At 35.7% G+C, this 26024-nt stretch carries 26 protein-coding genes; 21 read left to right on the plus strand and 5 right to left on the minus strand.

The genetic code is table 11. The features are described from left to right. Positions 1–123: 123 nt before the first annotated feature. The 17 genes from LMF89_RS03580 to LMF89_RS03660 all read left to right on the plus strand — a co-directional run bounded on the left by LMF89_RS03580 (position 124) and on the right by LMF89_RS03660 (position 18839). Positions 124–897, plus strand: a complete 774-nt coding sequence (locus tag LMF89_RS03580; protein WP_007934257.1) for a ClpP family protease — start codon at positions 124–126, stop codon at positions 895–897. After that, the gene (locus LMF89_RS03585) at positions 894–1121 is read left to right on the plus strand and encodes a YlzJ-like family protein (RefSeq protein WP_229533914.1); all 228 of its coding nucleotides are present in this window, start codon (positions 894–896) and stop codon (positions 1119–1121) included. The genes LMF89_RS03580 and LMF89_RS03585 overlap by 4 nt, the downstream gene beginning before the upstream one ends. 344 nt (positions 1122–1465) lie before the next feature. Then, positions 1466–2206, plus strand: a complete 741-nt coding sequence (locus LMF89_RS03590) for a helix-turn-helix domain-containing protein (protein ID WP_229533915.1) — start codon at positions 1466–1468, stop codon at positions 2204–2206. A gap of 191 nt (positions 2207–2397) precedes the next feature. Continuing rightward, positions 2398–4317, plus strand: a complete 1920-nt coding sequence (locus tag LMF89_RS03595) for a YgiQ family radical SAM protein (protein WP_229533916.1) — start codon at positions 2398–2400, stop codon at positions 4315–4317. A 226-nt stretch (positions 4318–4543) separates the two neighbouring features. Beyond that, complete coding sequence (locus LMF89_RS03600; RefSeq protein WP_229533917.1) at positions 4544–5581, plus strand: extracellular solute-binding protein; 1038 nt, start codon at positions 4544–4546, stop codon at positions 5579–5581. A gap of 31 nt (positions 5582–5612) precedes the next feature. Next, entirely contained in the window at positions 5613–6947 is a 1335-nt protein-coding gene (gene rimO / locus LMF89_RS03605) for a 30S ribosomal protein S12 methylthiotransferase RimO (protein WP_229533918.1), read from the plus strand. 85 nt (positions 6948–7032) lie between these two features. Beyond that, positions 7033–8274, plus strand: a complete 1242-nt coding sequence (locus LMF89_RS03610) for a competence/damage-inducible protein A (RefSeq protein ID WP_007956450.1) — start codon at positions 7033–7035, stop codon at positions 8272–8274. Between the two features lie 31 nt (positions 8275–8305). Next, positions 8306–9886, plus strand: a complete 1581-nt coding sequence (locus LMF89_RS03615) for a DEAD/DEAH box helicase (RefSeq protein WP_007956452.1) — start codon at positions 8306–8308, stop codon at positions 9884–9886. A 263-nt stretch (positions 9887–10149) separates the two neighbouring features. Continuing rightward, the gene (gene recA / locus LMF89_RS03620; protein WP_007956458.1) at positions 10150–11202 is read left to right on the plus strand and encodes a recombinase RecA; all 1053 of its coding nucleotides are present in this window, start codon (positions 10150–10152) and stop codon (positions 11200–11202) included. Then, a complete protein-coding gene (locus tag LMF89_RS03625; RefSeq protein ID WP_007956459.1) occupies positions 11195–11650 on the plus strand; it encodes a regulatory protein RecX in 456 nt (151 codons plus the stop codon). Before recA ends, LMF89_RS03625 begins: the two co-directional genes overlap by 8 nt. 318 nt (positions 11651–11968) lie before the next feature. Further along, positions 11969–13492, plus strand: coding sequence for a ribonuclease Y (gene rny, locus LMF89_RS03630; protein ID WP_071524645.1), 1524 nt, complete (start codon positions 11969–11971; stop codon positions 13490–13492). A 142-nt stretch (positions 13493–13634) separates the two neighbouring features. Beyond that, entirely contained in the window at positions 13635–14153 is a 519-nt protein-coding gene (locus tag LMF89_RS03635) for a hypothetical protein (protein WP_007956461.1), read from the plus strand. Between the two features lie 42 nt (positions 14154–14195). Beyond that, positions 14196–14981 (plus strand): TIGR00282 family metallophosphoesterase, encoded by a 786-nt coding sequence (locus LMF89_RS03640; protein WP_229533919.1) that lies wholly within the window; start codon positions 14196–14198, stop codon positions 14979–14981. Between the two features lie 109 nt (positions 14982–15090). Beyond that, entirely contained in the window at positions 15091–15351 is a 261-nt protein-coding gene (locus tag LMF89_RS03645) for a stage V sporulation protein S (protein WP_007934279.1), read from the plus strand. A 106-nt stretch (positions 15352–15457) separates the two neighbouring features. Continuing rightward, a complete protein-coding gene (locus LMF89_RS03650) occupies positions 15458–16957 on the plus strand; it encodes a leucyl aminopeptidase (protein WP_229533920.1) in 1500 nt (499 codons plus the stop codon). Further along, complete coding sequence (locus tag LMF89_RS03655; protein WP_229533921.1) at positions 16954–17793, plus strand: PHP domain-containing protein; 840 nt, start codon at positions 16954–16956, stop codon at positions 17791–17793. The genes LMF89_RS03650 and LMF89_RS03655 overlap by 4 nt, the downstream gene beginning before the upstream one ends. Before the next feature lie 221 nt (positions 17794–18014). Continuing rightward, positions 18015–18839: an Asp23/Gls24 family envelope stress response protein gene (locus LMF89_RS03660; protein WP_229533922.1), complete on the plus strand. Its 825-nt coding sequence runs from the start codon at positions 18015–18017 to the stop codon at positions 18837–18839. Between the two features lie 9 nt (positions 18840–18848). Here LMF89_RS03660 and LMF89_RS03665 read toward each other — a convergent pair whose 3' ends face one another. After that, positions 18849–19262 (minus strand): DUF6173 family protein, encoded by a 414-nt coding sequence (locus LMF89_RS03665; RefSeq protein WP_229533923.1) that lies wholly within the window; start codon positions 19260–19262, stop codon positions 18849–18851. 120 nt (positions 19263–19382) lie between these two features. Next, on the minus strand, positions 19383–20354 hold the full coding sequence (locus LMF89_RS03670; protein WP_229533924.1) for a site-specific integrase: 972 nt from the start codon (positions 20352–20354) through the stop codon (positions 19383–19385). 188 nt (positions 20355–20542) lie between these two features. Here LMF89_RS03670 and LMF89_RS03675 point away from each other — a divergent pair, with 188 nt between their 5' ends. From LMF89_RS03675 to LMF89_RS03685, 3 genes are all read left to right on the plus strand, one after another. Continuing rightward, positions 20543–20782 (plus strand): AbrB/MazE/SpoVT family DNA-binding domain-containing protein, encoded by a 240-nt coding sequence (locus tag LMF89_RS03675; RefSeq protein ID WP_229533925.1) that lies wholly within the window; start codon positions 20543–20545, stop codon positions 20780–20782. Between the two features lie 39 nt (positions 20783–20821). After that, positions 20822–21205, plus strand: coding sequence for a PIN domain-containing protein (locus LMF89_RS03680; protein WP_229533926.1), 384 nt, complete (start codon positions 20822–20824; stop codon positions 21203–21205). Positions 21206–21354: 149 nt separating this feature from the next. Next, positions 21355–21528: a hypothetical protein gene (locus LMF89_RS03685; RefSeq protein ID WP_007956479.1), complete on the plus strand. Its 174-nt coding sequence runs from the start codon at positions 21355–21357 to the stop codon at positions 21526–21528. A 92-nt stretch (positions 21529–21620) separates the two neighbouring features. Here the strand turns inward: LMF89_RS03685 and LMF89_RS03690 are convergent, their stop codons facing one another. Next, the gene (locus LMF89_RS03690) at positions 21621–21929 is read right to left on the minus strand and encodes a LysM peptidoglycan-binding domain-containing protein (protein ID WP_229533927.1); all 309 of its coding nucleotides are present in this window, start codon (positions 21927–21929) and stop codon (positions 21621–21623) included. A gap of 192 nt (positions 21930–22121) precedes the next feature. On the opposite strand from LMF89_RS03690, the gene lexA reads away from it, so the two are divergent. Beyond that, a complete protein-coding gene (gene lexA, locus LMF89_RS03695) occupies positions 22122–22742 on the plus strand; it encodes a transcriptional repressor LexA (protein WP_229533928.1) in 621 nt (206 codons plus the stop codon). A gap of 79 nt (positions 22743–22821) precedes the next feature. Here lexA and LMF89_RS03700 read toward each other — a convergent pair whose 3' ends face one another. Then, positions 22822–24069, minus strand: coding sequence for a methionine gamma-lyase family protein (locus LMF89_RS03700; RefSeq protein WP_229533929.1), 1248 nt, complete (start codon positions 24067–24069; stop codon positions 22822–22824). Then, entirely contained in the window at positions 24066–25865 is a 1800-nt protein-coding gene (gene hflX, locus LMF89_RS03705) for a GTPase HflX (protein ID WP_229533930.1), read from the minus strand. The genes LMF89_RS03700 and hflX overlap by 4 nt, the downstream gene beginning before the upstream one ends. Positions 25866–26024: the final 159 nt, after the last annotated feature.

Genomic DNA, 26024 nt, shown 5'->3' on the forward strand with positions numbered 1-26024 from the left:
TTATCAAGAATGGTTTATGCTGATTTTACAATAGCATAAACCATTTTTTGTGTAAAGCTGTATGAAAGTTTATACATAGCTAATACTATAAAGAATAAAAAGTACTATATTGGAGGTAATACAATGTTAGAAAATGATAACCCAACTATAGAGCCACCTGGAATAAATCCGGAAAACCCTAAACCACCAATTGAGCACACAAAAAAAACGGTGACAGCTCGAAAAACTGACACCGTAGATAATATTCAAGAATTAGGTGCTACTGAAATTCCTACAGCTAAAACCAACATACATGTCATGACAATTATCGGACAAGTAGAAGGACATATGATATTACCACCACAAAACAAAACTACTAAATATGAACATATTATGCCCCAGCTAGTAGCCATTGAACAAAATTCTGATATTGAAGGCTTATTGCTGCTTTTAAATACAGTTGGTGGTGATGTAGAAGCAGGATTAGCAATCGCAGAAATGATCGCTAGTATGTCCAAACCTTCTGTTTCTATCGTACTTGGTGGTGGGCATAGTATTGGTGTGCCGATTGCCGTATCTGCAACTTATTCTTATATTGTAGAAAGTGCTACTATGACAATTCATCCCATACGGCTTACAGGATTGGTTATCGGTGCCCCTAGTTCTTTTGATTATCTAGAAAAAATGCAAGATAGGGTTAATAAGTTTGTTGTAGATCATTCTAATGTTTCTGAAAGAAAGTGGAAAGAGCTGCTATTTAAAACAGGGGAGCTATCTCGTGATATTGGAACATCCGTCATTGGTAGAGACGCTGTATCGTATGGTATCATCAACGAAATAGGAGGATTATCCCATGCACAAACAAAACTAAATGAATTAATTAAAATACAAAAAGAAACTAAGGGGTTGAAGCAATGACTTTCTGGAGTATATTACCAGAAGAATTAGTTTTTAGTACAAATAACTTTCTAGATAGCCCACCTCTTTATGAAGAAATCCAATGCAATAACATAAAGTTACTAGTCGAGAAAATAGGTCCTACTCAATGTAAGGTCAGCCGCTTATTAACAACAAACCCCCAAGATTACCTACATCCAGACATACAACCAGGAAAGATTTTAACATATAAGCCCATTTTATAAAACTTTATATTTAAAATAACGTAGTACAAAAGACCGCTACAAGATACCTTAACCTTGGCGGTCTTTTCTGCTCTATATTCAATACAACAAAACGTACCTTATGCTGACATAAAAACACAAAATTCTATCATTTAATATCTAAAATTCTTTTTATTTTTGACTATTTACGCAAAATAAAAAGAAACTTTGAAAAATACTCATATAAATGGTAAAATATATCTATTGTTAAGGTGGAGAAGTCTGGAACTGAGAATACTAACATAAAAATTCTAAGTCTATAGCTAATTAAAACTAAAATTCTTAAATTTATTAACTACATAGAGAAGTAAAAGGAGGTATCTTGAGTGCAAACAATTGGTGAAATTTTGCGTAGTGAGCGGGAAAAAAAAGGACTATCGGTTAAAGAAATTGAAATTGCCACCAGTATAAGGACTGTATATATAACAGCTATTGAGGAAGGTAATTATGATATTATACCAGGTGAAGTATACCTAAAAGGATTTATTCGTAATTATGCTAACTTTTTAGGTCTGGATGGTCAACAAATTGTTGATTTATATCGTCAATCTCAAAATCCTACAACAGTAGCTGAAGAAATGAATAAAATGGATGCACCTCTAAAAGAAAAACCAATGAAAAAGCCGAATACAACTCATTCTAGTAAATGGTTGGCAATTGGTGCAGTGGCAATATGTGTAGCTGGTGGTGCATGGTGGCTTCAAAATAGTTCAAGTTCATCGCAAGAACCTAAGATAGACAAGCAGATGCAACAACCTTCTCCAATAATACCAAGCCAAGAAATAAAAGAGCAGGTAGCGATTCCTCCTACTCCAGCTTCAATAAAACCAGTAGTTATTATTGCAAAATATACTGATCAGTGCTGGACATCAGTGACTGCTGATAATAAAATAATTTATGAGGGAACTCCACAAGCTGGTGAAGCGCTTACTTGGGAAGCAGAAAAAAATATTACAATAAAAGCTGGTAATGCTGGTGGAATTGATATAGTATATAATGGACAATCGTTGGGGAAGCTGGGAACAAAAGGTGAAGTACTTGTCAAAACATTTGCCGCCAATAGATAAACGCATTTTACAACTATACTGAAGAAAAGACTAACGTTGTTGTTTAATTTGAAAGCTTGGCATGAGCCAAGTCTTTTCTTATTTTACGTTATGCATTATTTTTTCCGTTTTGAAAATAATACAAGAATATTCTTCAATTATACATTCTTTCTCTAGAGTGTGTGATGATTATGCATAGGGGAAATATAATTATGAAAAATGACTTTTTACCAATTTCTAAAGAAGATATGATTAAACGAGGATGGGATCGACTAGATTTTTTATTTGTTAGCGGTGATGCTTATATAGATCACCCCAGTTTCGGACCTGCCATTCTTTGCCGTTTATTAGAAAAATATGGATATCGGGTGGGTATTATCTCTCAACCAGACTGGCGTTCAACATTAGATTTTAAAAAAATGGGAAAACCTCGTTTAGGCGTATTAGTATCCGCTGGAAATTTGGATTCGATGTTGAATAAATTTACTGCTGCCAAAAAATTTCGTAGTACAGATAATTATTCACCTGGTGGAAAAGCAGGTTGCCGTCCTGACAGGGCCACCATTGTTTATTGCAACCGAATTCGGGAAGTCTGGAAAGACATACCGATTATTATTGGAGGCATTGAAGCAAGTCTCAGGAGATTTGCTCATTATGATTACTGGTCAAATAGTATACGGCGCTCTATTTTAATTGATAGCAGAGCTGACATTTTAATATATGGTATGGGTGAAAAACAATTAAAAGAAATTGCTGAGCAATTACAACAAGGATTCAAGATCTCCGATATTCGTAACGTACAGGGTACTTGTTATAAGACTGATTCCATTGAACATTTATGGAATTATATTGAAACTCCTGGCTACGATGATGTAAATACAAACAAACAAGCCTTTAGCCAGGCATTCAAAATTCAATACCAAGAGCAGGATGCTATCCGCGGTAAAACGATTGTACAGAATCATGGTGAATTTTCTATCGTACAAAATGCGCCTGCTTTGCCGCTAACTACAGAAGAGATGGATGAGATCTATGATCTTCCTTATCAACGCACCTATCATCCAATTTACGAAAAATCTGGTGGAGTGCCAGCAATTCAAGAAGTAAAATTTAGTTTGGTCAGCCATCGTGGCTGTTTTGGCGGGTGTTCATTTTGTGCAATTGTTTCTCATCAAGGACGTATTATTCAAAGCAGGAGTCACGAATCTATTTTAAATGAAGCTAAGATAATCATTGCTATGCCTGATTTTAAAGGTTATATTCACGATATCGGTGGTCCTACTGCTAACTTTCGCATACAATCCTGTCAAAAACAATCTGAGCGCGGTACTTGTAAAGCGAAGCAATGCTTAGCTCCAACCCCTTGCAAAGAATTAATGACGAACCATACTGATTACTTAACATTATTACGCACATTACGAGCTTTGCCAGGTGTAAAAAAAGTTTTTATTCGTTCTGGACTACGTTACGATTATTTAATGGCAGATCCGAGCAACGAAGAATTTTTACGTGAACTATGTGAGCATCATATTAGTGGTCAACTTAAAGTAGCACCAGAGCACATTTCGCCTAAAGTTACTAATTTAATGGGAAAATCAGGAAAAGATGTTTATTTAAAATTCATGCAGGCTTATAAGCGTGTAAATGAAAGAATAGGAAAAGAACAATACCTAGTTCCTTACTTTATGTCTAGCCATCCTGGATCTGGGCTTAAAGAAGCGATTGAATTAGCAGAGTTCATCCGCGATCTGAATTATCGACCAGAACAAGTACAAGATTTTATTCCAACTCCAGGCAGCTTATCTACTTGTATTTACTATACCGGTATCAACCCATTTACAAATGAAAAAGTGTATGTAGCTAAAGATATACATGAAAAGAAAATGCAACGAGGGTTAATGCAATACCGTGATCCTAAAAATTATTATTTAGTATACGAAGCACTGACGAAGGCTAATCGTCAGGATCTTATTGGCTATGGACCGAAGTGCCTCATTCGTCCACCACACAATGCAAATCATAAACAACATAGTACTACCACAAGTAAAAATAATAGTAGTAGAAACATACACAAAAAAACCACTACACAGCTTAAGAATAACGCTAAGAAACATTCTAGGAGTCGCTCGTAATGCGAGTAGAGGCAACTATAATTTGTTATAGCTGCTTCTACTTTTCTTTCATTCATCCCTGCTCACATAAGTCCATTATTTTCAGATAATACTAAGACAGAAGAAATGTAAACGACTTAAAATAGCATTACAATATGTTTTGTTTACACTTTATAGAAATTTGACTTGCATACCGAACCAATAAGAGGTATAGTATTATTGGTCTAATTTGTACTGGAGGTAGAATATGCGTCGTTATCTGCCAATTTTATTAATCTCCTTCTTTGTACTAGTTACTATAGTCACTGGGAGTACATCCCTCCAAGGTTATGCTGATGAACAAAACCCTGAGAATAATATTAAAAGTATTAATGTTTATACTACGTTGCCAATAGAGCAATTATCAATATTAGCTCAGGAATATGAAAAAACGCAAAAAGTACGTGTAAACCTTGTGCCTCTTTCAGAAGCAAATTTACTAACAAAGATTAGAGTAGAAATGGCTGCGCCTAATGCTGACATTATAATTGCCAACAGTGCACTTTTAGAACAGATCCAAAAAATAAATGTACTAAAACCATATGCTTCTGAACAAACAGATATTATACCAGAACGATTTAAGGAAGAAAACGGTTATTGGACAGGTATCTGGTATGATCCTATGGTTTTTGCAGCGAATCGTGATTTCTTAAATACCCTTCCTAAAGTACCGAGTAAGTGGAGTGATCTCACTCAAGATAGTAAATATCGTATTGGTATAACTGATTTCTTAGCAGCAGAAGCTTCTGCTAATTTATTTTATACTTTAGTATCTGCAACTGGAGAGTCTGAAGCATTTTCTTATCTAAAAAAGCTTCATCCCCAAATTGTTCAATATGCTAAATTTCTATCTACCCCTGTACGCATGGCTGGAATGGGTGAGGTAGATATTGCCATTGCGACTCAGAGCGAAACAATACGTTATATGAATGACAAATTTCCTATAACATTATTATATCCGGAAGATGGTACCTCTTTTATATTAACTGGATCTGCATTAGTTACAGGCGCAAAAAATGAAACAGAAGCTAAGCAATTTATGGATTGGTTGCTACAAGATGCTGCCCACAGTATTTTGTATACAAGCAGTTTTTATTTGATTCCTACAAATCCAGAAACACTCATTTATAAATATTACGACACAAAACACATTAGGCTTTTGGATAAAAAAGAAACCTTTTCAATTGAACAAAAAAGTCAACTACTTGATAAATGGGTAACTACAGTGCGGCTCGCTCCAAAATAAAAATCTTATCTATAATCTAGGAGGAACATTCATGTTAAAAGCCGGGTTTATAAGCCTGGGATGTGCTAAAAATCTGGTAGACACAGAAGTTATGCTAGGACTATTAGCCACCAATGATATTAAAATAACTGATAATCCCCATGAAGCTGATATTCTTATCATCAATACATGTAGTTTTATCGATTCAGCAAAAGAAGAATCGATATCCACTATTCTTCAAATGGCTGATTATAAAAAACATGGTAATTGTAAATGTTTAATTGTGGCTGGATGCCTTGGTCAGCGCTATCAACAAGAGTTGCTAGATGAACTGCCAGAGGTTGATGCCATTGTTGGAACAGGAGCTTGGCATCGCATTATTGAAGCTATCAATGATATTCTTGTTGATCATAAACGTGTATTATTGGTAGGAGAAACAGATACACTTTATGATGAAACCATGCCACGCATAAGCACAACACCATTCTATAGCGCTTATGTTAAGATTGCTGAAGGATGTAGTAACTGTTGTTCTTACTGTGTTATTCCTAAGGTAAGAGGTTCTTTCCGCAGCAGAACAATGGAATCAATTATAGCTGAAGTGAAAAACCTTGTAGCTACTGGTGTTAAAGAAATCAATTTGATTGCACAAGATACAACTAGCTATGGGCGTGATTTATATGAATCACCCAAATTGACTGATCTTTTAAAAGAGTTAGTTAAAATTGATGGACTTATGTGGGTACGATTATTATATTGCTATCCTAAATATTTTTCAAATGAACTAATTGAGTTAATCGCCACTGAATCAAAAATTTGCAAATACATTGACTTGCCTTTACAGCATGCTAATGATGATATTTTAAAAGCAATGTTGCGGCAAGATGGTCGTAAAGATATAGAAAATCTTTTAACCACTTTACGTGCAAGGATTCCTGGTATTACGATTCGCACATCTTTTATTGTAGGTTTTCCAGGTGAAACAGAAGAACATTTCGAAGATTTGAAACAATTTATAATGGAACAGAAATTTGATAGAGTAGGAGTCTTCACCTATTCACAAGAAGACGATACCATTGCAGCAAATCTTCCTCAACAGCTCTCTGATGAGATTAAGCAAGAGCGTTATCATAGCCTTATGACATTGCAATGTCAAATATCTGAACAGCTTAATCAGGAATTAGAAGGTACAGTTTTGGATGTATTAATCGAACAAGTTAATACCAACGAGTCAGAGATTGTTGTCTCTGGGCGCTCCTATCGTGAAGCACCTGATGTAGATGGACAAATTTATGTTGAAAAAGCAATGGAATGTAAACCAGGAGATGTCATTAAAGCAAGAATTGTTCAAGGATTTACCTATGATGTTGTTGCAGAAAAATTATAAAGATGCCTGCTAAAGAATAATAATTTAGAAATATTTGTTTAAAATAATTACTATACACTATTCAATGTCTAGGGAGTGATTTTGTATGATCGTAGAAATAGTGGCTACTGGTACAGAACTACTTTTGGGTCAGATTATAAATACCAATGCACCTTTTTTATCAGAAAAACTTAATGAATTAGGATTTGATGTTTTATATCATTCTACTGTTGGTGACAACAGAGTACGCATGACACAGGTTTTCAATAATGCGTTAGAACGATCAGATATCATTATAACCTCTGGTGGCTTAGGACCTACTCAGGGCGACATTACAAAAGAAGTAACTGCAAACCTATTAAATCGACCTCTATTTTTACATGAAGAAAGTGTAGCTCACATGACAGATCTTCTTGCCAAACGTAACCGTTCTATGACTGAAAGTAACTTGCGACAAGCTATGATTCCGAAAGGAGCTCTTGTATTAAAAAATGAAAATGGCACAGCTCCTGGTGTGATCGTAGAACATAATAATAAAATAATTATTCATTTACCTGGACCTCCTCACGAATTAAAATCTATGTTTGAACAAGCAGTGGTTCCATATCTTAAAAGTCATTTTAATTCACAAGGGGCAATTGTATCTAGAGTATTACATACTTATGGAATAGGTGAATCCTCGCTAGAAGAAAAAATCAAAGGATTTATTTTATCCCAGTCTAATCCAACAATTGCATTGTTGGCAAGACAAGGTGAAATTATTGTTCGCCTTACTGCTAAAGGCGCTAGCAAAAATGAAGCCCAAAAATTAATTGATAAATTAGAAAAACAACTTAGGCAAAACATTGCCGATTACATTTGGGGTCTAGATAATGATACTCTCGAAGCAAATATTGGGGAAATTTTAACTAAGAAACAGTTAACTGTTGCATTAGCCGAATCATGTACAGGCGGGCTGGTTACCAGTCGCATTACCGACATTTCTGGTAGTTCAGATTACCTTATAGGTTCTATAGTTTGTTACACCAATCGAATTAAAACTGATTTTGTTGATGTAACACCGCAAATTATTACTGAACTTGGTGCGGTAAGCCAAGAGACAGCATGTCTTATGGCTGCTGGCATTCGTAAAAAATTTGCTGCTAGTATTGGATTAGGGATTACCGGCATAGCTGGCCCAACTGGCGCTACTCCAACAAAACCTGTTGGTACGGTATTTATTGCAATTGATGGTCCTGCTGGTATACAATGCCAACATCATACATTTAATGGTCAGCGTACTGACATTAAATATCGTATATCACAAGCCGCTTTACATATGCTAAGACAGTATACATTATCGTTATAATATAAATAAATAAAAACTAGGGGGCTATACATTGAACGATACTCAATTATTTGGTACTATTCCATTAAGCAAAAAACTACTTTCAGCAATTGCTGAAATGGGTTTTGAAGAACCCTCACCGATTCAAAACCAAACCATTCCTCTTGTACTTGAAGGTCACGACGTTATTGGACAGGCACAAACAGGTACAGGTAAAACCGCTGCATTTGGTATACCTGCTATAGAAAAAATTGCTGATAGTCGTCAAATACAAGTATTGGTGCTTACTCCAACTCGTGAACTTGCAATTCAAGTATCAGAAGAGCTGGCAAAGATAGGTAAGTTCAAAAGAATAAAAACCTTACCTATTTATGGTGGACAACCAATTGACCGACAAATTAAGGCTCTACGTATGGGCGTACATGTTGTAATTGGTACTCCAGGTAGACTTTTAGATCACATTCGCCGGAAAACAATAAAACTTGACGCTGTAAAAACACTTATTCTTGACGAAGCTGATGAAATGCTTGATATGGGCTTTGTTGAAGATATTGAAACCATTATGCAAGAAGTTCCTGTTGAAGGAAGACAAACACTCTTATTTTCTGCTACTATGCCAGGACCAATTGCTACTTTAGCAAGAAAATACATGAATAATCCCAAAACGATTTCTATCAATAGAGAGCAGCTTACAGTACCTCTTATTGACCAAATTTATTATGAAACACGAGAAAAATTAGAAGCATTATGTCGCGTTTTAGATGTAGAGACAACAGGTAAATCGATTATCTTTTGCCGTACTAAAAGAGGTGTAGATGACTTGGTTGTATCACTACAAGGACGCGGCTATATGGCTGATGGTTTACACGGTGATCTAAGTCAAGCACAACGTGATAGAGTTATGAAAAAATTCCGTGATGGAAAACTTGAATTATTAATAGCCACAGATGTTGCTGCTCGCGGTATAGATATTGATGATATCACACATGTCTTCAATTACGATATTCCTCAAGATAATGAAGCGTATGTACATCGCATTGGACGTACAGGACGTGCTGGTAAAAAAGGTGTGGCAATCACCTTTATTAATCCTCGTGAATACCGCCAACTTAAACTGATTGAGAAACTAACTAAATCACGTATTGTACGCAAGCAACTACCTTCAGCTGCTGACATTTTAGATCGTCAACGGGAAATCATTAAGAATCGTTTAGTGCAAACAATTGAACAGGGAAAGTTTGAAGTCTATCAGGACATTATTGTGGATTTAGCCGCTGATTATGACCCAATAGAGATTGCTGCTGCTGCTTTAAAACTTGCGCAAGAAGGATTTAAAGAAAAGTTTATCGTTGAAGAAGAAAAACCTGACTTTACTAACACTGGCGCTGAAGCAGGTATGGTACGTTTGTTTATTAATGCTGGTAGAGCACAGAAAATCCGCCCTGAAGATATTGTACGCACGATAGCAGAGGGAGCCGACATCTCTGGAAATACAATTGGTGTAATCAATATTTATGAAAAATTTACTTTTGTAGAAGTACCAATGGATGTAGCAGAGCGTGTTATCGCTGTACTACATAAAAGCTCGATTAAAGGATATAAGATTAATGTTGAGCCTGCTAAAAGCAGATAATCAAGCTACAATTTATTCGTAAAATCTAGCTTTTTAAAACGTAATAAAAGGGGACTGCATAGTCCTCTTTTATTATGCATTTCTTTATATATTCGTCTGTTTTCATCTAAATTCTTTTACGCTAGTTATTTTGCATTTAACCTGCAGACAATTATTAATGCTAATCTTCCTTAACTTAGAAGGTAATCCATCATAAATTTATGACTATTGACATTACGAACAAATGTTTGTACAATGATATTTATAAGGGGGATGATAAATACATGGAGAAATCAACAACATCAGATAAATTACAAGCATTAGAAAGTGCTGTACGCAAAATTGAAAAAGATTTTGGCAAAGGCTCTATTATGAAATTGGGTGAAGCTGCTGCCAGGATGAATGTCGAAGTTATTCCAACAGGTGCATTACCACTTGATATTGCCCTTGGCATTGGCGGCGTACCTAGAGGTAGAATGATAGAAGTATACGGCCCTGAATCATCTGGTAAAACAACCGTTGCCTTGCATATGATAGCCGAAACCCAAAAGTCTGGTGGATTAGCAGCATTTATTGATGCTGAGCATGCCCTAGACCCTGGATATGCTAAAAATCTTGGTGTTGATATTGATAATTTGCTCATCTCACAGCCGGATAATGGTGAACAAGCTTTAGAAATCTGTGAAGCTCTAGTAAGAAGTAATGCGATTGACATGATCATAATTGATTCAGTTGCCGCTTTAGTACCCAAAGCGGAAATTGATGGCGAAATGGGTGATTCTCATGTGGGTTTACATGCGCGGCTGATGTCACAAGCATTACGTAAATTAACCGGTATTATTAGTAAATCACGTACAATCGTTGTGTTTATTAATCAAATTCGTGAAAAAGTAGGCGTTATGTTTGGTAACCCAGAAACAACTACTGGCGGACGTGCTCTAAAATTCTATTCTACAATAAGGCTAGAGGTAAGAAGAGCTGAGAGTCTTAAACAAGGTAATGATATTATCGGTAACCGTACTAAAGTAAAGGTTGTTAAAAATAAAGTTGCTCCACCATTTAAGCAAGCTGAGTTTGATATTATGTATGGTGAAGGAATCTCCCACGAAGGATGTTTAGTCGATATTGGAACTTCATTTGAAGTTATCAATAAAAGTGGAGCATGGTATTCCTATAAAGATACTCGCCTTGGACAAGGACGAGAGAATGTAAAGGAATTCTTTAAACAAAATCCCGACATTGCAGATGAAATCGACAAGAAGATTCGAGAATTGCTATTGGTCGGCAAAGTACAAGCGGTTGTGGCCGACCCTTTGGATGATTCATCCCTTGAATAATCATAATGATATCTGGCAATACTCATTACACTTAGTAACTCGCCGTTCCTATAGTGAAAAAGAACTACAGCAGAAATTAGAATATAAGGATTATAACTGCGATGCCATTGAAAAGGTTCTTGGCCGTCTAAAAGAGTATGGTTACATCAATGATATTAAACTTGCAAATCATTTATTTCATAAATACTTAGAAACAAATAAATATAGTACCAAGCAGATTCTTTACAAATTAAAGCTACGTGGTTTACCAGATGCAATTTTATCTGAAATGGCAAAGGATTTCGATGATATTGAAGAGTGGAAATCCGCGCTTAAAATAGTTACTGCCCGTTTTAAAAGCTTCGATACGACTACAAAAGAAAAGATTTATCGCTATTTAGCCTCTAGAGGTTTTTCAGCGACTAGCATTCATAAAGTCTTACAAACTATTTATCACTGTGATAAATAAGTTGTAAACATAAAATGATTTGGCATTAGCCAAATCATTTTATGTTTATTACAACTTATCATGAGATATAAACTATTCTCAAAGTTATTTGGTTTTCCTTTAAACTCAACTAAGAGACATAAGGGATAACTTGACACTACTTTGAAAAACATTTACAATTGAATTAATCAATTGTGTAGGCAATTGTCATACTTATCCAATAAAAATCAGTTACTGTAGGGGAGTAATTGCGAAATGCTTTAAAAGCTGATTCACGATTCTCAGCTTTACCCTTAAAACACGGAAATAAAAGGAGGTGTAAGGATTATATTTGAATTTATTTTAACTACTGCACTTGTTGCGTTCTTCAGCTTTGGCATAGGCTATTGGATACGCAAAAAAACTGCTGAAGCAAAAATAATCTCAGCTGAAGAAGCTGCGAAAAAAATAATCGTTGAGGCAGAGCGTTCAAGTGAAGCTAAGAAAAAAGAAGCATTGGTGGAAGCAAAAGAGGATATTCATAAACTTAGGAATGAATTAGAACGAGAAACTAAAGAACGTCGTTCTGAGCTCCAACGTTTAGAAAGACGCTTAATGCAGAAAGAGGAAAATCTTGACAGGAAAGTTGACTCTCTTGAGAAAAAAGAGGAGATTATCAGTCATAAAGAAGCTGAATTAGATAAAAGTCAAGAAATAATTAATACTTTATATGCCAAACAGTTAGCTGAATTAGAAAGACTTTCGGGGTTAACATCTGAAGAAGCTCGTAATTTATTATTAGCGAATGCTCGAGAAGAAATTAAACTTGAAACAGCAATGATGATTAAAGAATTAGAACAACAAGCAAAAGAAGAGGCTGACAAAAAGGCACGTAACATCATCTCTTTAGCAATCCAGCGATGTGCTGCAGATCATGTTGCAGAAACTACTGTTTCAGTTGTAGCATTACCTAATGATGAGATGAAAGGTCGCATTATCGGACGTGAAGGACGTAATATTAGAACCTTAGAAACCCTTACTGGTATTGATCTTATTATTGATGATACTCCCGAAGCCGTTATCTTGTCTGGCTTTGATCCGATACGTAGAGAAGTCGCTAGAATTGCTCTAGAGAAATTAATTGCTGACGGAAGAATTCATCCCGCGCGTATTGAAGAAATGGTTGAGAAGGCACAGAAAGAAGTGGAGCAACGAATTAAAGAAGCTGGCGAACAGGCCACCTTTGAAACTGGTGTTCATGGACTTCATCCAGAAATTATTAAACTTCTTGGTCGTTTAAAATATCGCACCAGTTATGGGCAAAATGTACTTAAACATTCTATCGAAGTCGCCCATTTAGCGGGCGTCATGGCTGCTGAGTTAGGTGTAGATGTGATGCTAGCAAAACGAGCAGGTCTTTTACACGATCTTGGTAAAGCAGTCAATCATGAGATGGAAGGATCCCATGTTGAATTAGGCATGACTTTAGCAAAAAAGTATCGTGAATCACCTGAAGTGGTGAATGCGATTGGTGCTCATCATGGTGATGAAGAACCAATCACAGTACAGGCAGTATTAGTTGCTGCTGCTGATGCTATTTCTGCAGCTAGACCTGGTGCTCGTCGTGAAAGTCTTGAAAGTTACCTAAAACGATTAACACGATTAGAAGAAATAGCAGAATCTTTCGAAGGCGTAGAAAAATCATTTGCTATTCAAGCCGGTCGTGAAATTCGTATTATGGTTAAACCAGATAAAATTGATGATCTAGCATCTGTTAGATTATCAAGAGATATTGTCAAAAAAATTGAAAATGATCTTGAATATCCAGGACAAATAAAAGTAACTGTAATTCGTGAAACACGTGCTGTTGATTACGCAAAATAAATATGAAGAATATAAAAACGACCTTGGTTAAGGTCGTTTTTATATTCTTCCATATATTTAAAAAAGGAGTTCTCGTCATCCTTAGAGAATAACATAGATCATACTAACATTTTTATCATACTATTTGGACGGTGATTTTTTTATGCCTAAATACAAACAATATGATGAGCAAGTTTCTGATGGTGTCAATTTATTGATTTCTATTCTTGTTCGTTACCCTGAAATTGGAAGAATTGGTTTTGATCCACAAAGTAATTCTCTAAAGCTAACATTTTTGTTGTCTACTATACCATCAAACCTCGACTTCTCCAATATTAAAAACTTATTATTAAATAGTCTAATTGCCTATACTACATTAGAAGATGTATCCTTAAGCACTTTTGATGTACAATTAGATACTTATGATCAAGTTGCCATGTTAAGCATCTTCAGAGATGTACATACTATCTCTAAAGGTGAAATTGCTTTGTTAATTGCATTATTGCGAGGTAAATTCAAGAACCACCTCATCACAGACTTCAATGACTCTTTATTAGAAGAAGATCTGCTGATTCAAGAAGAAGTTATTGAAGATATGCTAACAAATATAAAAAAACATCATACAGAAAATAGATTAATCGGTATTCGTGAAGACGGCAGGGTTTTGGTCTTTAACAAATAGCCACAACGGCATAATCTGTTTCTCATATGGAGGGTAAACAAATTGAATGTTATGATGATCGGTGATATTTGTGGTCAACCTGGTAGACGTACAGCAGCTCATTATATTCCTCTATTAAAAAAGAAATATAACCTCGACTTAATTATTGCTAATGGTGAGAATTCAGCTGGTGGTGTAGGAATTACAGCGCATGTCTTAGAAGAATTATTAGAACTGGGTATTGATTGCATTACAACTGGTAATCATGTTTGGGATAAAAAAGAAGTCTTCAATTTTATTGATACTGAAAAGCGATTAATTCGTCCTGCAAATTATCCCCCAGGCACACCGGGCAAAGGTTATCATATTCTTTCTATGAATAATTACAAGATTGCTGTCATTAATCTTTTAGGTAGAGTGTTTATGCCTCCTATCGATTGTCCATTTCGCACCGCTGATCAGATTCTATCCGAAATTAAAGATCGATGCGAAATTATTATTATCGATTTTCATGCTGAGGCCACTTCCGAAAAATTAGCTTTAGGATATTATTTAGATGGTCAAGTATCATGCATTGTAGGAACGCATACACATATCCAAACTGCAGATGAACGCATCTTACCAGAGGGAACCGCTTTTATTTCAGACATTGGTATGGTAGGAAGCTGGAATTCGATTTTAGGTGTTGATAAAGAACCTGTAATACAAAAATTCTTAACGGGCTTACCAACTAAATTTACTGTAGCATCTGGTAGCGAGACAATCTTCTGTGCGGTAATTATTAAAATTGACCCTTCTACTAATAAAATTAGTGAGATTATTCGAATACAAGAAAATTTAAAATTTTAAAATTATTTATTTTAGATAAAAAAAGGAATTTTTTGGGTTAGCAACGAATACTGATATAATAAGGACTTTATCATTTGCTTTTCTAACTTAAAGGAGGGTACTAAAAAACATGGAAGTCTTGAAAGTATCAGCAAAATCTAACCCGAATTCTGTAGCAGGTGCATTGGCCGGAGTGCTAAGAGAGCGTGGTGGCGCTGAAATGCAAGCCATCGGTGCAGGAGCACTTAACCAGGCAGTAAAAGCAGTAGCAATTGCAAGAGGATTTGTAGCACCACATGGTGTTGATCTTATTTGCATCCCTGCCTTTACAGATATTTTAATTGATGGTGAAGAACGAACCGCGATGAAGCTAATAGTCCAACCAAGATAAATAATTAAAACCTGTTCTTTAGAGCAGGTTTTAGCTATTTTATTTGGGTATAATAATAACATATGATACACTTATATTTATTATGATAAGATAAAGGAGCCTAACGATGAAAATAGCTGTAACAGATAAGTCAATCGTTCAAACATCATGTAATACTTTAATTGTTAGCTTATACAAAAATACAAAAGAAACAACTCCAATTGTGAATATACTTGATCAAGCGTTATCAGGTTATCTTAGTTCAATAATTTTAGCTCAGCCTAATTGTAGCGAATTTGGAGAAATTACTATTATCTATACTTTAGGAGTAATTGAGGCTAAACATATCATGCTAGTGGGCATGGGGGATAAAGAAGATTTAACAACCGATAAAATTCGCTCATCAGCAGCAATTGCTATACGTGCAGCAAAAAAGATTCATTCTTTATCAATTGCTTTTATTCCTTCTGATTTACTCACACGTACAAATGATCTTCAAACAATTGCACAAGCCATCGTAGAAGGTGCGTTGCTAGGATCTTATCAATTTAATTATTATAAAACAAAAAACACTGATGTGCCTCTTAAAGATCTATTTCTGATTGAAAATGATCAAAATAATACAGCATTACTACATAAAGGTATTCATATTGCATCAATTATAGGACCAAGCGTCAACCTTGCCCGTGATTTAGTAAATCATCCATCTCAATACATGACGCCAAGAAAAATGGCATTACATGCAAAAGAGATCGCTCAAGAAAATAAGCTTGAATTATTAATATTAGAAAAAGAAGATATGATTTGTGAGAAAATGCACGCATTACTATCAGTCTCCCAAGGTAGTATCCAGCTACCTAAATTGATTATCTTAAAATATATGGGAGACACCAATAGCAAGCATCTTACAGCATTTGTGGGAAAAGGTGTTACTTTTGATAGTGGTGGAATCTCCATAAAGCCAAGTTTAAATATGGGGGAAATGAAAGATGATATGGCTGGAGGAGCTGCAGTCTTAGGAGCAATGGCTGCCATTGGGCAGTTAAAACCGAAAGTCAATATTCTAGGTATTATTCCTTGTGTTGAAAATATGCCCTCAGGTCAGGCTTATAAACCCGGGGACGTGATTTGTTCGATGAGTGGTAAAACCATCGAAATTATTTCTACAGATGCTGAAGGAAGACTAATTCTCGCTGATGCTATTACCTATGCGAATAAACTGGGAGCTACTCAAATCATTGATATAGCAACGTTAACCGGTGCTTGCGTGGTGGCCTTAGGGAGCGTGACCTCTGGACTCATAACGAATGATGTTAATTTCTGTCGGCAAGTTCTACAGGCAGCAGCTGATACGGGAGAAAAAATGTGGGAACTTCCAAATTTCAGTGAATATAAAAAGGATATACAAAGCAATATTGCTGATCTGAAGAATTCTGGCGGTCGTATGGCAGGAGCCATTACCGCTGGTCTATTTATTGAAGAATTCGTTGAAAATAAGCCATGGGTACATATTGATATTGCCGGTACCGCAAATATCGAGAAAGAAGATGGCTACAACCTTAAAGGTGGTACTGGCGTAGGAACAAGAACCTTAATACAATTAGCACAGAATATGAGCCAATTATGACAGCTGATTTACATATTCATACTACAGCTTCTGATGGACGATTTACCCCCGAAAACATTTTAAAATATGCTATTGATGCTAGACTATCTTACATTGCCATTACTGATCATGATACTGTAAACGGCTTACTAGAGCTCTACGAAGGGTCTAAAGATAAGATTAATACAATTTCCCTAATTCCCGGAATTGAATTCAGCACCGATTTGCCCGAAAATGAAGTTCATATTCTAGGGTATCATATTGATATTTATAATGTAGAGCTGCGCAAGCAATTAGATATTTTAGTTGCTCATCGTCATGAACGTACCAAGCAAATCATTAATAAACTTAAGCAATTAGGTTATACGATTGATTATTTACGTGTATTAGAACTAGCAGAGCATGCTACTTCTATCGGTAGACCACATATTGCTAGGGCATTAATAGAAAAGGGGTATTTTTCTACAGTATCTGAAGTCTTTACTACCTTGCTGGATAAGAATGGATCTGCTTATGTACCCCACTATAAGCTAACACCATTACAAGTCATCGCTTTAATAAAAAGAGCTGGTGGCATTTCAGTCTTGGCCCATCCTGGCTTAGTTGGTAACGATACCATTATTCTAGAATTAATTCATCATGGTCTTTTAGGTCTAGAGGTTTATCATCCTACCCACGACCAAGTACAAACTCAGAAATACTTAGATATGGCAAAACAATATCAATTATTGGTAACAGGTGGATCAGATTTTCACGCCGTCCCTACTCGATTTCCCCCTAAATTAGGCTTGTTTACAATCCCTGCAAATTTAGCTAAGAAACTAAGTGAGTACAAACTAAAAAATCGCGTATACTGACTCGAATTGCAAAAAAATATTCCTAGTCACAAGATAGGGTGACTAGGAATATCCCACATTTATTTATCTTCGTTATTATGATGTAAAAGAATAAATTATCTTCAAAATAATATTGCAAAATATTTTTTCTTGACAACATCTCGAAAGATGTTTATTTTTATTTATGAACCCTTGTATCAATATATAATATAAATATAATATAAAAAGTAGGAGGCTGCCCGATGGATATCATCGCATTAGTGGGGCCAAGCGGAACTGGAAAAAGTCACCGAGCATTAATTGTAGCACATGAACATCATATTGATACAATTATTGATGATGGTTTACTAATTAAGGATAGTAAAATTATCGCCGGTCATTCTGCCAAAAAAGAAGCTAGTAAAATAATGGCCGTAAAACGAGCAATTTTTATGGAAGCCGATCATGCTCAAGAAGTTAGGGAAGCTATCCAAAAGGTGAAACCAACCCGTATTTTAGTATTAGGCACTTCAATAAATATGGTAGAAAAAATTGTTCATGTATTAGAATTACCAGAAATACAACAAATTATTATGATCGAAGATATTGCTACAGCCGTGGAAATTGCTAAGGCCAGAGAAAGTAGATTAAAAGAAGGCAAGCATATAATCCCTGTACCAACAATTGAGCTAAAACCACATTTTTCAGGCTATTTGATTGATCCATTAGAAATCTTTTTTAAAAAGCCTAAAAAACGAAGGCATAAAATTGGTGAAAAATCAATTGTACGCCCAACCTTTAGTTATTATGGAAAGTTGCTCATCTCAGATGCTGCAATAGCTACAATTGTCGGATATGTGGCTACAATTGATCCGGAAATTCCCACCACAGGTCAAATCAATATTAAAAACTCTCACGACAAAGAAACGGGAATTTCGATTCAACTAGATATTACTGTCCGATACGGTAATTCTCTCAAGACCATTGCACACGAAGCTCAAAAACGCATTAAGAGTATGGTAGAGCATATGACTGGATTATTAGTAAAAGAAGTAAATGTTTCTGTCAAACGGCTTAGTTTAGAATAAAAGTCATTTTCATCTCTCACCTTTTATTCTGGGAAAAAAGTAAGCTGGATAACCTTCTTGATTGCGGAATAACTCTGAACAAAAACCAATTGGACGCTTTGGCTCTTCTGGATTTTTACGTTGTACGGCGGTGAGTAAGAAACTAATTTGATTGACATGTTGAACTAATTGAATGGCAGATCCATCCGGCGTTTCACCATAAAAACAAATCAGTTTTGGGTTAAAATAGCCAATATTATGTACTGTAAATTGCACCGTTTGACCAAAGTTTACTAGCTTAATGCCAACTTCATGTTCCTGGTTAAGCCCTTTATCAAACTCATCCATATAGTGACTTAGTTGTTTAAAAAAATCACTAGCGAGTTCCAAGCTTTCTCCCTCTTTTATTACATCTTCACTAACATTTCTTTCTGAAGGATTCATTTTATTGTACCACCCCCTTAATCATTATATGGATCACATAACTCCAACATGCTATCAAATATAAAAAAATAAGAGTGTTTTATTCAAACACTCTTATTTTATATATTTTGATAGCTATATCTATAGCCCTAACTTTGCTGAAGCATTATTTTTAAAAAGATTCTGCTTTCTAATATATTCTCTCACCATCTCAACACTCCGATGGCCCGTTTGCCTCATGATGTCATCTAAAGATGCCCCATTAGCAGATGCTTCTGTAGCAAAACCAGCACGCAGACTATGCCCGGAATATTCCCCTGCTGGAAGTCCAATTTTCTGCACATACTCTTTTACAATCCTAGCTACCGAATGGGATGATGCTAATCTTTTTTTTGATACTTGACCATATTTATTGATTTGACGAAAAAGCGCTCCCTCTTTGATTTGTGCCGCTTCAATCCAATCTTGTAAAATGCGAACCGGACAAGTATCTGGATTAGAACCGTAGGCAATTCCCTTTTCCATCCCTGCGCCTTCCTGATCTGTTTTCGATTTACGGAGGATAACTCGAATTCCTTCTCTCGTAAAGCGAACATCTTCAATATTTAAGGAGACTAACTCAGATCGACGAAAGGCTCCGGAAAATCCAATTAATAGTAACGCACAATCACGAAGATCTCTTATGTCATCTTTTTTCTCGCAAAAATGCTGTATATCTTCAGCCAATATAGGATTTTTCTTATTGCGCATAATACCTAATTCACGTTTAATACCCTTCATCGTATCTGTTACAATTTTAGCCGTCGTTGGGGAATCATAACCCGCAGTGGCATGTGCTTGGCTAATCGTACTCTTCTTACGCGCTATTGTACTAGGTCTCTTATTTTCTGCAAACAAGTAGGATAAATATGCCACAACTGTTTCCGATTCCGCCGGCAACGATACTACCTTATTTATCTTACACCAATCGGAAAACTCCTTCCAATCCGAAAAGTATGCTTTCCTGGTATTTTCCGCCTTGGAGTTTATAATTAATTTTTTCCCTTGTTTTATGTATGAGTTGTACAATTCAGAAGAAATTTCTTTATTTTCTTCAATTATAATATTATTCATATTTTTCTCCTTTTTACCACTTCTCAATATACGATAATCTTAAATTATCGTATATTGAGTTTCTACTTAATTTTATCTTACTAATAAGGAGTCGTCAATGATTTTTTAGTAATTCACTTGAGATTTCTTATTATTTGTAGTAAAATTATAAAATCCTAATTTTACTACAAATACGAAAGAAGTGATGTATGATGAATTATTCTTGCAAAGTTAACTCTAAGGGACAAATAACAATTCCGTCGCAAATCAGAAAAATATTAGCAATTCAAGAAGATGACGTATTGCTTGCGAAAAAAACAGAGGAAGGAACTATTGTATTAAAAGGTGGAAGAAGCGTCAATATCGATAAAGATACGGATGGATTATTAAGAGCTCTCGAAGAAACATTCGCTGCCATGAAAAAGAGGGAGGAGAGCACGGAAGCTTGAATGATTTTAAAGACTTAAAAGATATGGAGGTTACTTAATATGAATCAAATTCTCATGGATGTATCGATTTTAAAGTCTCATCTAAACGGCTGTAAAGCTACTATTGATTTTTTACGTACAGTAGCGCAGAGTAATGCTCCTTTGCCCGCCATCTCCGTAATTACAGAGATGGAGCTTCATATGATTCCTCAAATCGACCCTACAGTAATTGCCAAGCTTCTCACTACCACGAAAATTTTCCCTTTATCTTCTTCCATTGCTCAAAAAGCAGGGAACCTAAAAATACAATATCCTGAAACGACTACCGAGCATGCAATTGTCGCTGCTACTGCTTTAGAAAATGGCTTTCCTCTTGTCACCTTTGATGTCAAAGCATATAGGATGATTCCAGGATTAATTATTTTTAATATACCAGAGGAGTAAGCATGTATAAAAATATGGTTATTCCTCTTGATTTAGAATATAAAACCTCTTTATAATCTTTAATAAGTTTTGCATAATAACTGAGGAAGAATAATAAAATACATCAATGAATAATCTTATAATTCTGAATTTCAGGAGGGTATTTATTTATGCATAAACAATTATGGTGTGAGCATGTAGAAAAAGTTGCAAAGTATATCACTGTAGAATATCATTTTGGAAATGAAACGAAGAAGCTACGAATACAATCGTGGCTTTGTCCGGAATGCGGAGTGCACGGCGCTAATTCAGAAGTTATTTTTCCCATTACGATAAGTAGATAACGGTTCCTTCTGTTAAAATAAACTGACAACTTAACATAAGTTGATTCTGCAATGATTCTGTAAAGAGAAACAAACTAAGTACATGACTGCACTTAGTTTGTTTCTCTTGCTAATCTAATGTTATCTGATGCAACAGGTATTTTCAAAAGCTGCCCAGGAAATATTTGTGTGTTATTGTCTAATCGGTTCAATTGCTTAATTGCTGCAATCAAATGACGAATATCATCTTTATCTGTAACATATCTTGCAGATATAGTCCATAACGAATCTCCTTTATTAACATCAACAATCTGATATGTGGCACACGCTAAATATTTATTAGAAAACTCAAAATTAGTATCGTATAAAAATATAGACGTAATTACCAATACCATAATCCAAACAGTATCTAATTTATGCACTGTACGAACCTCCAAACATATGTTTGTTTTTCTGTTTTTATTTTAACACAGTACATATGTTCGGTCAAGAGTAAAAATAGATAAAAACGAACAAACGTTTGCGATTTTCATTAATTATTGTTATAATGATAATAATATTGAAATTATAAACATTATAACAATAATGTTTATTTTGATTTAGGAGATGAAGTTGTGGATAAAGAAGATTTATTAACATCTAGGCAAAGCCAGATTTTAACCTATATTAAAAACACATTACGCGCAAAGGGCTATCCCCCCTCAGTAAGAGAGATTGGCAAAGCCGTTGGCTTAAGCTCTAGTTCTACTGTGCATAGTCATTTGGCAAAAATCGAAGAAATGGGTTTTATACGCCGTGATCCTACTAAACCTCGAACGATTGAGGTATTAGGAGAAACACCATGGAAGCAGGAAACATTTGTTTCAGTACCATTAGTTGGTCGTGTTACCGCAGGGCAACCGATTTTAGCTATTGAAAACATTGAAGAGACATATGCACTTCCCAAAAATTTAATTGGTAATAACGAGAACATCTTTATGCTTACAGTCCAAGGAAATAGCATGATCAATGCAGGTATTTTAGATGGCGACTATGTTTTAGTTAATAAACAGAAAACCGCTAATAATAATGACATTGTAGTTGCTTTACTTGATAATGAAGAAGCTACTGTAAAACGCTTTTTTAAAGAGAAAGAGTTCATACGACTACAGCCCGAAAATGACAGTATGTCTCCTATTTATTCTCGCAATGTATCAATCTTAGGTAAAGTAGTTGGTATTTTCCGCAGTATGTAACAATGTAGGTAGCGATATAGAACATAAGCCAAAGGCAACGACTTATTTATATAGGTAGTTGCCTTTGGCTTATTTCTATTCAATTTTTTATTTTTAATATTTCAGCAGCAGCTCCCATAGTCCCAACTATAGCATGTTCCAAGGTTAATCCACCTTGTAAATAGACGATGTACGGTGGACGCAAAGGACCATCAGCACTTAACTCAATGGATGCACCTTGCACAAAGGTACCTGCAGCCATAATAATCGCATCCTGGTACCCCGGCATCGCACTAGGCTCCGGTCGTACATGAGCATCTACCGGAGAATACTTTTGGATCCCCTGACAAAATGCTATTAATTTTTCTGGAGAGTCAAGTTGAATCGCTTGAATAATATCGCTACGTTCTTCATTAGGAAGAGGCAATGTCTTATAACCTAATAATGAAAAAAATACAGAAGCAAATATAGCTCCCTTAACAGCTTGGGCTGTAGTATGTGGCGCCATAAACATTCCTTGGAATAAAAGACGATTATCAACAAGTGACGCACCTAACTCACTTCCAATACCTGGCGCAGTCATTCGATAAGCTGTTTGTTCAACCAATTCTTTTTTTCCGACTATATAACCGCCTGTTGGAGCAATACCACCCCCAGGATTCTTAATCAATGAACCTGCCATAATATCAGCACCAACAGCAGTTGGTTCTAAGATATCAACAAACTCACCATAGCAATTGTCAACAAAACATATACATTCAGGATCAATCTTCTTTACGTTAGCACATAATTCCTTGATGTCATGTATCGTTAAAGGTGCTCGCATACTATATCCTCGCGACCTTTGAATCAAAACCATTTTAGTATTAGATTTCATAGCTCTAGCAATATTCTTTATATCTACTCCACTATCACTCATAGGAAGCTCTGAATAACCGATATCAAATTCTTTTAAAGAACCAGGCGAGGAACAAGTATGTCCAATAACGGTTTGCATGGTATCATAAGGCGCTCCTGTAAGGGATAACAGTTCATGTCCAGGACGCAGTAAACCAAAAAGCACAGTAGCCAATGCATGGGTTCCAGATACAAATTGAGTACGCACTAATGCTTTTTCTGCTCCACAGATGTCAGCCCAAACCTCTTCTAGCTTCTCTCGTCCAGCATCGTTATAGGCATAACCTGAGGTAGTACGAAAGTGATAATCAGATACTCTGTGGTTACGAAATATTTCTAGAACTCTAGTAGTATTTTTTTCGGATATTTCATCCACTCGAGCAAATAAAGAGGATGCCTGCTGTAATGCTTGTTTACGTATTTTTAGTATTTCTTCACTAAATTTAGTCATTCTTGTTCTACTCCTATAGTATATCGATTAAAATAATTAGTTTGGTCTGGAGACAGTGAAATACTTACATAGATACCATCTTCACGATACTCCGTAGAATGAACATTTGATATATCATATAGCTTGGCTATTACATTACTTTCGTCATAAGGTATCAACAAATGCATTTCAATGGTTTTCTGCTTTATAGTATTTTCAATTAATAATAATAGTCCTTCAATACCATGACCATGCAAAGCAGAAATCATAACGCTATTTTCTGTTTTTAAAAGAGCACTTACGCTATTCGGATCTTCTATTTTATCTACCTTATTAAAAATTGTAATTAATTGTTTTATATCTACATTCAATTCGTGTAAAACCTGAAAAACAGCATGGCTTTGTTCTTGGTATTGAGGATGACTAAAATCAACAACATGCAGAAGAATATCAGCTTGTACAACCTCCTCTAAGGTAGCACGAAAAGCAGCAATTAATTGGTGCGGCAGCTTTTGTATAAAGCCAACTGTATCAGTAATTAAGGCTTGCTGGCCATTTGCTAACGTAATGTTCCTAGTTGTTGGATCAAGCGTTGCAAATAACTTATCCTCGACCAACACTTCCGATGCTGTAAGCAGGTTAAGTAAGGTTGATTTTCCTGCATTTGTATAGCCAACTAAAGCGATCGTAGGAATACGAGTAGTTTCTCTACGTTTACGATGCAAATTACGCTGTTTTTTTATATATTCAATTTGTCTTGTGATATCATTTACGCGTTCTCTGATTCGACGTCTATCGACTTCAAGCTTGGTTTCGCCAGGACCTCTAGTACCAATACCACCGCCTAACCGAGATAATACTAATCCTTGTCCACCTAATCTTGGTAAATTATAGCGAAGCTGGGCTAATTCAACCTGCAATTTCCCTTCATGAGATCGAGCACGCTGTGCAAAAATATCTAGAATTAGCGCCGTACGATCTAAAACTTTAATACCCAAGGCTTTCTCAAGATTGCGTTGTTGTGCAGGTGATAACTCATCATCAAAAATAATGAGATTTGCATTCTTTTCCTGACGCAGCAAGCTAATCTCCTGCACTTTCCCACGTCCAATAAATAAAGCTGAATCTGGGCGATCCCTCTTTTGCCACGTCATGCCTAATACTTCTGCACCAGCCGTCTCTGCTAATTGAGCCAATTCCTTTAATGAGTCAGTAATTCGCCACTTTCCTTGCCTCTCCAGCCCAACCAATAGAGCTCTTTCAGTTTCTGCAATAGCACTCGTTTTAGTATTTAAATCGAGTTGGCGCTCAATTTGTGCAGTTAAATATGTAATATCCAGCTCTATAAATTCCTCCATGGACAAAGGACCAATCATTTGAGTATTAAATTGATCATTTTCAATATTGGTAATAATACCAAAGCTTGCTTGTGTCGTCTCATCTTTGCGCCCCAGTGCAGCCATTAGATCAAAGCGCATTTCCTTTAATGAAGCTATGTCTACCCCACTAAGTTCTGTTTCCCCACTAGGATGAGTATGGATACAGCGAATACCACTTAATCGATTGGCAGAACGTCGCCCATCAATTTCGGGCAATGTTACGGTATAGACATCGCCAACTGCTACACAAGTAACTTGTCCTTTTCTGGTAATATATACAACAAGTTCACGCTTTAGATCATCTGTCAAATCGATTAAATTTTGAGCTAATTCACTTGTTATGACTTGCCCAAAGGGAATAGTAAATTCATATAATTCTTCAAGCCTATTAATAATACTTTTTCGTATACCACTGACCTCTCCATATATAGTTGTCAATTATTTCACACTCCTTCGGTCCTATTCCATTTTGCTAGCTCGATTAAGATAACTAATCGTCTAGTAATTCACTGTTTTTTGTGGGACACTACTGATTATACTACATATTACCACAGACAAATAGGAAAAGGTATCTCTCCTAGCTTTCTTATTATTAAT

Source organism: Pelosinus baikalensis (assembly GCF_020819555.1).
Lineage (GTDB): Bacteria > Bacillota > Negativicutes > DSM-13327 > DSM-13327 > Pelosinus > Pelosinus baikalensis.

Coding starts and splice junctions, on each gene's coding strand:
- LMF89_RS03600 (WP_229533917.1), top strand. CDS start 4,544: ATGCGTCGTTATCTGCCAATTTTATTAATCTCCTTCTTTGTACTAGTT.
- LMF89_RS03650 (WP_229533920.1), top strand. CDS start 15,458: ATGAAAATAGCTGTAACAGATAAGTCAATCGTTCAAACATCATGTAAT.
- LMF89_RS03685 (WP_007956479.1), top strand. CDS start 21,355: ATGCATAAACAATTATGGTGTGAGCATGTAGAAAAAGTTGCAAAGTAT.
- LMF89_RS03655 (WP_229533921.1), top strand. CDS start 16,954: ATGACAGCTGATTTACATATTCATACTACAGCTTCTGATGGACGATTT.
- LMF89_RS03670 (WP_229533924.1), bottom strand. CDS start 20,354: ATGAATAATATTATAATTGAAGAAAATAAAGAAATTTCTTCTGAATTG.
- LMF89_RS03665 (WP_229533923.1), bottom strand. CDS start 19,262: ATGAATCCTTCAGAAAGAAATGTTAGTGAAGATGTAATAAAAGAGGGA.
- recA (WP_007956458.1), top strand. CDS start 10,150: ATGGAGAAATCAACAACATCAGATAAATTACAAGCATTAGAAAGTGCT.
- LMF89_RS03635 (WP_007956461.1), top strand. CDS start 13,635: ATGCCTAAATACAAACAATATGATGAGCAAGTTTCTGATGGTGTCAAT.
- LMF89_RS03645 (WP_007934279.1), top strand. CDS start 15,091: ATGGAAGTCTTGAAAGTATCAGCAAAATCTAACCCGAATTCTGTAGCA.
- LMF89_RS03680 (WP_229533926.1), top strand. CDS start 20,822: ATGAATCAAATTCTCATGGATGTATCGATTTTAAAGTCTCATCTAAAC.
- LMF89_RS03675 (WP_229533925.1), top strand. CDS start 20,543: ATGATGAATTATTCTTGCAAAGTTAACTCTAAGGGACAAATAACAATT.
- LMF89_RS03700 (WP_229533929.1), bottom strand. CDS start 24,069: ATGACTAAATTTAGTGAAGAAATACTAAAAATACGTAAACAAGCATTA.
- LMF89_RS03610 (WP_007956450.1), top strand. CDS start 7,033: ATGATCGTAGAAATAGTGGCTACTGGTACAGAACTACTTTTGGGTCAG.
- LMF89_RS03585 (WP_229533914.1), top strand. CDS start 894: ATGACTTTCTGGAGTATATTACCAGAAGAATTAGTTTTTAGTACAAAT.
- LMF89_RS03660 (WP_229533922.1), top strand. CDS start 18,015: ATGGATATCATCGCATTAGTGGGGCCAAGCGGAACTGGAAAAAGTCAC.
- rimO (WP_229533918.1), top strand. CDS start 5,613: ATGTTAAAAGCCGGGTTTATAAGCCTGGGATGTGCTAAAAATCTGGTA.
- LMF89_RS03595 (WP_229533916.1), top strand. CDS start 2,398: ATGAAAAATGACTTTTTACCAATTTCTAAAGAAGATATGATTAAACGA.
- LMF89_RS03580 (WP_007934257.1), top strand. CDS start 124: ATGTTAGAAAATGATAACCCAACTATAGAGCCACCTGGAATAAATCCG.